Origin of the sequence: Saccharothrix coeruleofusca (assembly GCF_014648515.1) — a bacterium.
Classification (GTDB): Bacteria; Actinomycetota; Actinomycetes; order Mycobacteriales; family Pseudonocardiaceae; genus Actinosynnema; species Actinosynnema coeruleofuscum.
In genome coordinates this window covers 1-281 of sequence record NZ_BMRG01000030.1, presented here as the reverse complement: position 1 = coordinate 281, position 281 = coordinate 1, and the positions used below count along the sequence as shown (strand labels likewise).

The following is a 281-nucleotide window of genomic DNA, read 5'->3' as shown; positions in this document are numbered from 1 at the left end:
GCGCAGCGCGGTGATCAGCTGCGGGGTGCTGCCGGTGTTGGGGCCGTCGTCGAAGGTCAGCCCCACGTAGCCCGCGCGGCAGTCCGAACCGCCCGGCGTGGTCGTGGTCGTGGTGGTCGTGGTCGTAGTCGTGGTGGGCGTCGTGCCGCCCGCGTTGAGGGCTTCGAGGACGGCGTTGTAGGCGGCCTTCTTGTTGCCGCTGCTGTCGAACAGCAGCGGGGTGCCCGAGGCGCGCCAGGAGTCGCTGTCGCGGATGCCCCACACGGTGATGCCGGTGCAGC

The 281-nt window shown here is 71.5% G+C and carries 1 protein-coding gene; it reads right to left on the bottom strand.

Features of this window, described 5'->3' with window-relative positions; translation table 11 throughout:
- Positions 1-281, bottom strand: a 281-nt coding sequence (locus IEZ00_RS34670; protein WP_229796390.1) for an endo-1,4-beta-xylanase, incomplete at both ends; no start/stop codon positions are given.